We start from the raw sequence: 8,626 nt of genomic DNA on the forward strand, positions 1-8,626 counted from the left end.
GGGGGGCGGGGCTTGGTGCCCCCGCCCCCCCCGTGGGGGGGGGCCCCTGGGGGGGGGGGCCGGGGGGGGGGGGGGGGTGGGCCGGGGGGGGGGCGCGGCGGGGTCGTGGGCGGCGTTGGCCGCCACGACACTGCCCGAGAGCAGCAACGCGACGCCCACGGCGAGGGCTTGGGAACGCTTCACGCTTCCTCCAGAGGGGGACACGGGGATGGCGGCGGTGCTCGGCACATATCTTCGGGAGGCCCTTTGCGCAGGTCAACGCGTTCTCCGGGGCTCTCTCCCGCCGGTGTGAAGTAGACGCGATCAGGCACGCGGCACTCGTCTGACGTGCTGCTACGAGGGGCGAGATCCGGCCAGTAATTCACCGGTAACAGGCCGGTGGGGGCAAGCGGTTACAGTGCTGCTCCCATGGGCGCTCCTCCAACACTCCGCATCAGCCTGCTCGGCGGATTCCGCACGGAACGGCCCGCCGGGGTGCCGCCCGCCGAGCGGTGGCCGCGGCCGGGCGCCCGCACCCTGGTCAAACTCCTCGCCCTCGCCCCGGGGCACCAGTTGCACCGCGAGCACCTCATGGCGGAGTGCTGGCCGCATGCCGAACTGCCCGCCGCACAGCGGAACCTGCGGGTGGCGCTGCACGCCGCGCGCCACGCCCTGGAGCCCGAACTGACACCACGGGCCGCATCGTCCTACGTGGTGGCCGACGGGTCGCTGCTGCGCCTGGCGCCCGGCAGGGTCGTGGTCGACGCGGACCGGGCGGGATCCCTGGCGGAGCGTGCGCTCGCGGGCGGCGACACCGCCCAACTGGCCGCCGCCCTGGACGCGTTCACCGGAGACCTGCTCCCCGAGGACCGCTACGCGCCATGGGCCGAGCCGCACCGCACCCGCCTGGCCGAGCTGCGGGTCCGGGTGGCGCTCGCCCTCGCGCGGGCCCGGCTCGACGCGGGCGACGCGGAGCAGGCGGCGGCCGTCGCACGCCTCGTCCTGGAGTCCGCACCCGCCGACGAGCGGGCCCACCGCGTGCTGATCGGGGCGTATCTGCGGCAAGGGATGCGGGGCGCGGCGGCCCGCCAGTACGAGCGGTGCGCGGCGGCCATGGACTTCGCCGACCTGGGCGCACGCCCCGCCCCGGAGACGACCCGGCTGTACCGCGCGGCGCTCGACCACCCGCCGGAGCCGGAGCCGGAGGCGGACGCGGCGCGGGTCCGGGTGGCCCTGGCCCGCACGCTGGAGCGCTCGGGCCGCTACGCCGACGCGGTGCACGTACTGCGCGAGGCTCTGGCGTCGTACGAACTCCAACGCAGCCCCGACGCCTGCACGTTGACGGCCGCGCGGCTCGCGGAGGTGCTGTCCCGCGCCACCACGCCCGACGAGGCGCGCGCCACCCTCGCGGACCATCCACCACGGCCGGACGCCGCCCCGGACGTACACGCCGCGCACCGCATGGCGGAGTCGATGATCCTGTTCAACGACGGGGAGTACGAGGCCGGGCTCGCGGCGGCGCGGGGCGCGGAGGAACTGCTGCGCGCGGACGGCCGGGACGCGCCGCCCGCCCGACCCGGGCCGCCGTGGGTGAGCGCACCGTCCGGGGCCGCTGCCGCCGGACGCCTGGAGGAGGCCACCGGGCAGCGGCGTCCGGACCGGCAGGCCGAACACGCCGCCCTCCTCGCCAGGTCCCTCGCCCAACAGGCCGCCTGTCACGGCCTGTTGGGGCGTAATGCGGAAGCGATCGCACCCGCCGAGCGGGCTCTCGCGCCGGCCGAGGAGTCCGGTGACCCGGCGCTGCTCGCCACGGTCCTGTCCGTGCTGCGCGAGAACGCCCGCCGCTCGGGGCGGCTCCGCAAGGCGCTGGAGCACGGGTGGCGCGCACTCACCCTCGCCGAGCAGGCAGGGCGGCCCACCGCCACCGCCTTCGAGCGCGCCAACCTCGCCGAGCTTCATCTGCTGCTTGGTGAGGCGGACGAGGCCGAGCAGTTGGCGGGCGCGGCCGTCGGGCTCGCCGAGCCGTTCGGCGGGACGGTGCTCGCCTTCGCGCTCACGGCGCTGGCCCGCGTCCGCGCGGCCACCGATCCGGACTCGGCCCGCTCGCTTCTCGACCGGGCCGGGCGCTGTGCCCACGAGGGCGGGCACCGGCAGGCCGTGGACGAGGTGCGGGCGGCTCGCGCCGAGCTGGCCGAGCTGGCCGGGCGCCGGCGGGGCTGACGGGGCTGACGGCCGCCCGGCACCGCAGCCGACGGCCGTCGATGGTCTGCGGCTGTGTCGTGGCTAGTCGCGCAGTTCCCCGCGCCCCTTCGGGGGCGCCTACCCCACCCTCCGCAGCGCCCGCTCCCGCCGCTCGGCCACGCTCGACCCCGACTCCCTGCGGGCCATGCGGCGCAGCACGACCGGCGCCACGAGCAGCCCCGCCACGGCCCAGGCGCCGAGGACCCCCGCGGTCTCCCAGTGCCGCCAGGACTCCCCGATCTCCACGGCTGCCGCGCCGTCCGGAAGCAGGGCGGAGCGCATGCCGAGGCCGAGCCAGTAGATGGGGAACGCCTGCGCCAGCCACTCCACCCACTGCGGCATCGCGGTCACGGGGTAGAAGATGCCGGAGACCGCGATCAGGCCGAGGACCGGCAGTTGGACGAGACCCTGGCTGCGCGCGCTGGTGAAGGCCGAGCCGAGGACGGCGCCGATCGGCAGGGTCGCCACCATGCCGAGGACGAGCACCCAGGTCAGTGTCAGCCAGGCGCCCGCGCCGCCCACCGCGAGGCCGTCGATGAGCAGGACGCCCGGGATCAGCAGGATCGCGAGGTCGGCCAGGAGTCCGCCCGCCACCGAGATGACCTTCCCGACGAGGTGGCCCCGCATCCCGTTCGGCGTCGCCTTGGCGCGCAGCAGCGTGCCGTCCTCGCGTTCGGCGGTGAGCACCTGGCTCATGGTGACCATGCCCATCGCGGCGTTCATCCCCAGGATGCTGGGCAGCGCGAGGGTGCCGAGCAGGAGTCCGCTCGTTCCGAAGGTCGTATCCCTCAGGAAGAACAGGACGATCAGCATCAGCGCGGGCCAGAGCAGATGCGACAGCAGGTCGGCGCCGTTGGTGAACGACTGCCGCAGTTCGATCAGGCCGCGGGTCCAGCCGGCGCGCAGCGCCACCGCCGCCGGACCCGTCGCGCCCGCCCCCTTCGACGCCATCGCGTGCGTGCCGCTCATCGGGCCGCCACCTCGCCCTCGCGCACCAGTGCCAGGTAGGTGTCCTCCAACGAGGCCCTGCGGACCTCCAGTTCACCGATCGCCTCGCCGTACCGCCCGAAGAGGCCGCGGACGAATGCCGTGGAGTCGGCCGTGGACGTGGCGCACCGCTGCCCGTCGTGCGTCCAGCGCACCTCGTCCTCGCCCGCGATCCGCCGGGCGAGATCGTCGGCCGTACCGTCCGCGACGATGCGCCCGCCGGACAGGATCATGATGCGGTCGGCGAGCTTCCCCGCCTCGTCGAGGTCGTGCGTGGTGAGCAGGACCGTCGTCTCGTGGTCGGCGGCGAGCCGGTGCACGAGGGCGTGGAACTCCTGGCGTGCCTGCGGGTCGAAGCCCGCGGTGGGCTCGTCGAGGAAGAGCAGTTCGGGGCGGCCCACGATGCCGATCGCCACGTCGAGCCTGCGGCGCTGCCCGCCGGACAGCGTCTTGATCTTCTTGCCCGCGTGGGCGGTGAGCCCGACCGCGGCCACGAGCTCGTCGGTGTCCCACGGCCGCAGGCGCGTGCCGGTGGAGTACGGGGCGTAGTACGTGCCCAGATGCGCGAGCAGCTCCCGCACCCGCCACTTGCCGTGGTCGCGCCAGGACTGCAGCACGACACCGATCCGGGCACGCCAGGCCTCGGAGGCGTCCGCCGGGTCCGTGCCGAGCACCGCGACCCGCCCCTGCGAGCGGAGGCGGAACCCTTCCAGGATCTCGATGGTGGTGGTCTTGCCCGCACCGTTCGGCCCGAGCAGGGCCACCACCTCGCCGTGGTGTGCCTGGAACGTCACATCGTGCAGGACATCGATCGCGCCGTACCGCATGCGCAGCCCTTCGACATCGAGCACGACGTCCTTGCCGGTCGTCGTCACGTCAGCTCCTCAAGTCCCCGCCGGATCGCTTGATACAGCCGCGAAGCTACGTTGCGTTTAGTGGGTCATCAAAGATAAATCCGCCAAGTAAGCTGCCCCAACAAGGGATTTCACGGCATTCGTTGCAATGGCATTGCCGCAAAACGCAAGGGAGGCGGTGCGCGTGCCCGGAGGCAGGCTCACCCACCAGGACCGCGGGGACATCGGCGCGGGCCTCGCCGACGGGCTCGGTTACGCCGAGATCGCGCGGCGGCTCGGCAGACCGACGTCCACCGTCAGCCGGGAGGTGGCCCGCAACGGCGGACCCGCCGCCTACCGCGTGGACCACGCCCATCTGGCCACCGAACGGCGCGCCCGGCGGCGCACGCCGCGCCCGCCCCTTGACCCGTCGGCGACGCCCGACGCCCACGGCCGCGACCCCGACGTCGTCGCCGGCTTCGCCGAGCAGCTCGCCGCGCTGATGGCCGGGACGGGGCTGCCGCGGATGCCGGCGCGGGTGCTCGCCCGCCTGATCACGGACGACTCCGGCAGTCTCACCGCCGCCGAACTCGTCCGGCGGCTGCGGGTCAGCGCCGCCTCGGTGTCCAAGGCCGTCGCCTATCTGGAGTCCCTCGGGGTGATCCGCCGGGTGCGCGAGCCCGGACGGCGGCGCGAGCGGTACGTCGTCGACGACGACGTGTGGCTGCGGGCCTGGACGACCAGTGCCCAGACGCACGCGCAGTGGGCGGACATCGCGCTGCGGGGCGTCGATCTGCTCGACGCGGCCACACCGGCGGGGGCGCGCCTGGCCCAGATGAGCGGATTCTTCGCGACGCTCAGCGACGACATGAGCGGCGGCCCCACGGCCGTCGACGACGCCCTGACCGTGCTCGCCGCCCTGCTGCACTCGACCGCGCCGCCCACCGCCGACCACTTGGCCGCGGCCCTGGACTGGCCCCCGTCACGCGTCGCCGAGGCCTTGCGGCAAGCCGGACCGGACCGCCTCTCCCCCGGCCAGCGCGCGGCTCTCAGCTCTCGAAGCGATAGCCCATGCCCGGCTCCGTGATGAAGTGCCGCGGGCTGGACGGGTCCGCTTCGAGTTTGCGTCTCAACTGGGCCATGTAGACGCGGAGATAGTTGGTCTTGTCGCTGCGGGACGAGCCCCATACGTCCTCCAGGAGCTGGCGCTGGGTGATGAGCCGCCCGGGGTGGGAGATCAGTATTTCCAGGAGCTGCCATTCGGTCGGCGTCAGCCGTACGTCGTGTCCGTGCCTGCGCACCTTCTTGGCGGCCAGGTCGACGGTGAACTCGTCCGTCGTGACGACCACCGCGTCGCCGGTGACCGGCACGGCCCGGGTGCGGCGGACCGCGGCGCGCAGCCGGGCCAGGAGTTCGTCCATGCTGAACGGCTTCGTCACGTAGTCATCGGCTCCCGCGTCGAGCGCCGCGACCTTCTGCGGCGCGGCACGGCGCGCGGTGAGCACGAGGATCGGCGCCCGGGTCGAGGCCCGCAGACCCGTGAGTACGTCGATGCCGTCCATGTCCGGAAGGCCCAGGTCCAGGAGGATGACGTGGGGCCGCTGCGCCGCGGCGATCCGCAGGGCCGTAGCACCGTCGGGGGCGGTCTCGACCCCGTACCCGCGGGCCCGCAGGTTGATCACGAGCGCCCGGACCAGCTGGACGTCGTCCTCCACCACGAGCACCCGCGTCATCGCCGCGCCCCCTTCCCGGCGGCCCCCGCGAACGGCAGCGAGAGGACCATCGTGAGGCCGCCGCCCGGGGTGTCCTCCGGGGTGAGCGTGCCGTCCATCGCTTCGGTGAGCCCTCGGGACAGGGCGAGCCCCAGGCCGAGGCCCGTGGTGTTGTCCGTGTCGCCGAGCCGCTGGAACGGCTCGAAGACCTGCTCCCGGTCTGCGGGCGGCACTCCGGGGCCCCGGTCGACGACGCGCAGCTCGACCCGGCCGCCGAGCGCGCTCGCGGAGACCAGGACCGGTACGCCGGGCGGCGAGTGCCGGGCGGCGTTGCCCACGAGGTTGGCGATGACCCGTTCCAGGAGCGGCGGGTCGGCGAGCACCGCCGGGATCTCCTCCAGGCTCCGCACCTCGATGTCCGCCGCGTGCCCGGGAAGCGAGTCCAGGGCGAGCGGAAGGACCTCCTCAAGGGCTGTGGCGCGCGTCTTGAGGGTGAGTGCGCCGGCCTGAAGACGGCTCAGGTCCAGGAGGTTCTCCACCAGCCGGTCCAGCTTGGCCAGGGACTCCTCGGCGGAGGCGAGCAGTTCGTCGCGGTCCTCGGCGGAGAAGTCCACGTCACGGCTGCGCAGCGAGCTGACGGCGGCAAGGACCGCGGCGAGCGGAGTCCGCAGATCGTGGCCGACGGCCCTCAGCAGCGCCGTGCGCATCCGGTCGGCGGCCTTGACGGGTTCGACCTCGGCCGCCCGCTCGGCGAGCCGGGCCCGCTCCACGGCGGCGCCGACGTGCGCCGCGAACGCGGCCAGCACCCGGCGCTCGGACGACGGGAGGGTACGGCCGCGCAGCAGCAGCCAGTTGCCGGTGCCGACCGGCACGGACAGGGCGCCGCCCGTCCCCGACGCACCTGCGCCCGGCGGTTCCTCGACGAGCTCGGCGGACGCCATGCCGAAGGTCTCCCGCGTACGTTCCAGGAGTGCCGGAATCGCCTCGTCGCCGCGGACGATGCTGCCCGCGAGCGAGGACATCGTCTCCGCCTCGGCCGTCGCGCGGGCCGAGCGCCGCGCAAGCCGCAGCGACCGGTCCACGACGGCCGCGACCGTCGCCGCGACGACGGCGAAGACACCCAGCGCGAGCATGCTGTTCGCATCGGCCATGGTGAATTCGCCGACCGGCGGCATGAACCAGTAGTTGAGCAGCAGCGACGCGGTGAGCGAAGCGATCACCGCCGATGCGACGCCCCCGATGCAGGCCACGCCCACCACGGCCAGGAGATACAGCAGCGCCTCGCTGGTGAGGTTCAGCGGACCGCGCAGACCGTCGAGCCCGAAGGTCAGCAGTACCGGCAGGACAAGACCGGCGATCGGGCCCGCGACCAGGCGCGAGGTCGGCAGCGTACGGCGGCGGGACGGCAGCAGTCTGCCGCGGCCCGCCCGCTCGTGGGTGACCATGTGGACGTCGATGTCCCGCGAGAGCGCGACCACCGTCTCGCCGATGCCGCTGCCGGTGAGGAACCGTTCGAGGCGGCCGCGCCGGCTGGTGCCGAGGACGAGCTGGGTGGCGTTCTCCGCGCGGGCGAACTCCACCAGGGCGGTGGGCACATCGTCCCCGACGACCGAGTGATAGCTGCCGCCGAGGCTCTCGACGAGGCGGCGCTGGCGGACCAGGGCGGAGTGCGAGGCCCCGGCGGCGAGCCCGTCGCTGCGCGTCACGTGCACGGCAAGCAGATCCCCGCGGGCCGGCGGGGCCTGCCCGGCCCGGACGAAGGTGAGCGCCCGGGGCAGGGCGCCGATGCGGGCGGCCCTGCGGATCAGGGTCTCGCCCTCGGAGCCGCCGGTGAGCGCGACGACGACGCGTTCGCGGGCCTCCCACACGCGGGCGACACCCTGTTCGGAGCGGTGCCGCAGGAGGGCCGCGTCGACCTGGCCCGCCACCCACTGGAGGGCGAGTTCGCGCAGCGCGGTGAGGTTGCCGGGGCGGAAGTGGTTGGCGAGGGCGGCGTCGACCTTGGCCGGGGCGTAGATGTTGCCGTGCGCCATGCGGCGGCGCAGGCCCTCGGGCGCCATGTCGACCAGCTCGATCTGCTGGGCGCGGCGGACCACGTCGTCGGGCACGGTCTCGCTCTGCGGCACGCCGGTGATCTTCTCGACGACGTCGTTGAGGGATTCCAGGTGCTGGATGTTGAGCGCCGTGACGACGTCGATCCCGGCGGCGAGGAGCTCCTCGACGTCCTGCCAGCGTTTGGTGTTGCGGCCGCCGCCGGGGACGTTCGTGTGGGCGAGCTCATCGACGAGCGCCACCTGCGGGCGCCGGGCGAGGACGGCCTTCAGGTCCATCTCCGGGAATGTGCCGCCCCGGTAGCCGCAGTCGAGGCGCCCGACGGCCTCCAGGCCCGCCAGCATCGCCTCGGTCCGCGGGCGCCGGTGGCACTCCACGAAGCCCACCACCACGTCCGTGCCGCGGGCCGCGCGGCGGCGGCCCTCGTCGAGCATGCGGTAGGTCTTGCCGACGCCGGGGGCCGCCCCGAGGTAGACCTTTAACTGTCCGGGCCGTACGCCGCTCATGGACTCGCGCTCAACTCCTGTTTCTCCCCTGGGTGATGGCTCGGGGCGCCTTCCGCGGGAGCGGGGGGAAGTGCCCTCGGGGAGATTCCTCCACCGAACGCCCTCCCGGCGCCGTGGACGCGGCCCTTGACGCGACTCTGGCGCCCGTCACGAGGACATTGACGCGGCTCTGACGGCTTCGGTTGCCGGCCGTGGGTACTCCGGCCGCCGGGTGCCGCGGGGGCGCCGCGCGGCACAGGGGGGGGCCCGCCGCGCCCCCCCCCGCGCCCCCGGCGGCCCGCCGCCCCCCCCCGGGGGGGGGGTGGGGGGGCCCCCG

At 74.5% G+C, this 8,626-nt stretch carries 6 protein-coding genes; 2 read left to right on the plus strand and 4 right to left on the minus strand.

Annotated elements, in window-relative coordinates; translation table 11 throughout:
* Positions 1 to 408 precede the first annotated feature (408 nt).
* Positions 409 to 2,199: a BTAD domain-containing putative transcriptional regulator gene (locus ACFWY6_RS20660; protein WP_384692263.1), complete on the plus strand. Its 1,791-nt coding sequence runs from the start codon at positions 409 to 411 to the stop codon at positions 2,197 to 2,199.
* 99 nt (positions 2,200 to 2,298) lie between these two features.
* Here ACFWY6_RS20660 and ACFWY6_RS20665 read toward each other — a convergent pair whose 3' ends face one another.
* Together ACFWY6_RS20665 and ACFWY6_RS20670 are read right to left on the minus strand one after the other, a co-directional pair.
* Positions 2,299 to 3,189 carry an ABC transporter permease gene (locus ACFWY6_RS20665; protein ID WP_384692266.1) on the minus strand — a complete coding sequence of 297 codons (891 nt, stop codon included), beginning with the start codon at positions 3,187 to 3,189 and terminating at the stop codon, positions 2,299 to 2,301.
* Positions 3,186 to 4,034 carry an ABC transporter ATP-binding protein gene (locus ACFWY6_RS20670; protein WP_384692281.1) on the minus strand — a complete coding sequence of 283 codons (849 nt, stop codon included), beginning with the start codon at positions 4,032 to 4,034 and terminating at the stop codon, positions 3,186 to 3,188. Before ACFWY6_RS20670 ends, ACFWY6_RS20665 begins: the two co-directional genes overlap by 4 nt.
* A 211-nt stretch (positions 4,035 to 4,245) precedes the next feature.
* Here ACFWY6_RS20670 and ACFWY6_RS20675 point away from each other — a divergent pair, with 211 nt between their 5' ends.
* Entirely contained in the window at positions 4,246 to 5,127 is an 882-nt protein-coding gene (locus tag ACFWY6_RS20675) for a MarR family transcriptional regulator (RefSeq protein WP_384692269.1), read from the plus strand.
* Here ACFWY6_RS20675 and ACFWY6_RS20680 read toward each other — a convergent pair.
* Both ACFWY6_RS20680 and ACFWY6_RS20685 read right to left on the minus strand, forming a co-directional pair.
* Positions 5,090 to 5,773 (minus strand): response regulator, encoded by a 684-nt coding sequence (locus ACFWY6_RS20680; RefSeq protein ID WP_384692271.1) that lies wholly within the window; start codon positions 5,771 to 5,773, stop codon positions 5,090 to 5,092. The genes ACFWY6_RS20675 and ACFWY6_RS20680 overlap by 38 nt on opposite strands.
* Complete coding sequence (locus ACFWY6_RS20685; protein ID WP_384692274.1) at positions 5,770 to 8,310, minus strand: ATP-binding protein; 2,541 nt, start codon at positions 8,308 to 8,310, stop codon at positions 5,770 to 5,772. Before ACFWY6_RS20685 ends, ACFWY6_RS20680 begins: the two co-directional genes overlap by 4 nt.
* Positions 8,311 to 8,626 lie beyond the last annotated feature (316 nt).

The sequence above is a fragment of the Streptomyces sp. NPDC059037 genome, assembly GCF_042740015.1.
Taxonomy (GTDB): Bacteria; Actinomycetota; Actinomycetes; order Streptomycetales; family Streptomycetaceae; genus Streptomyces.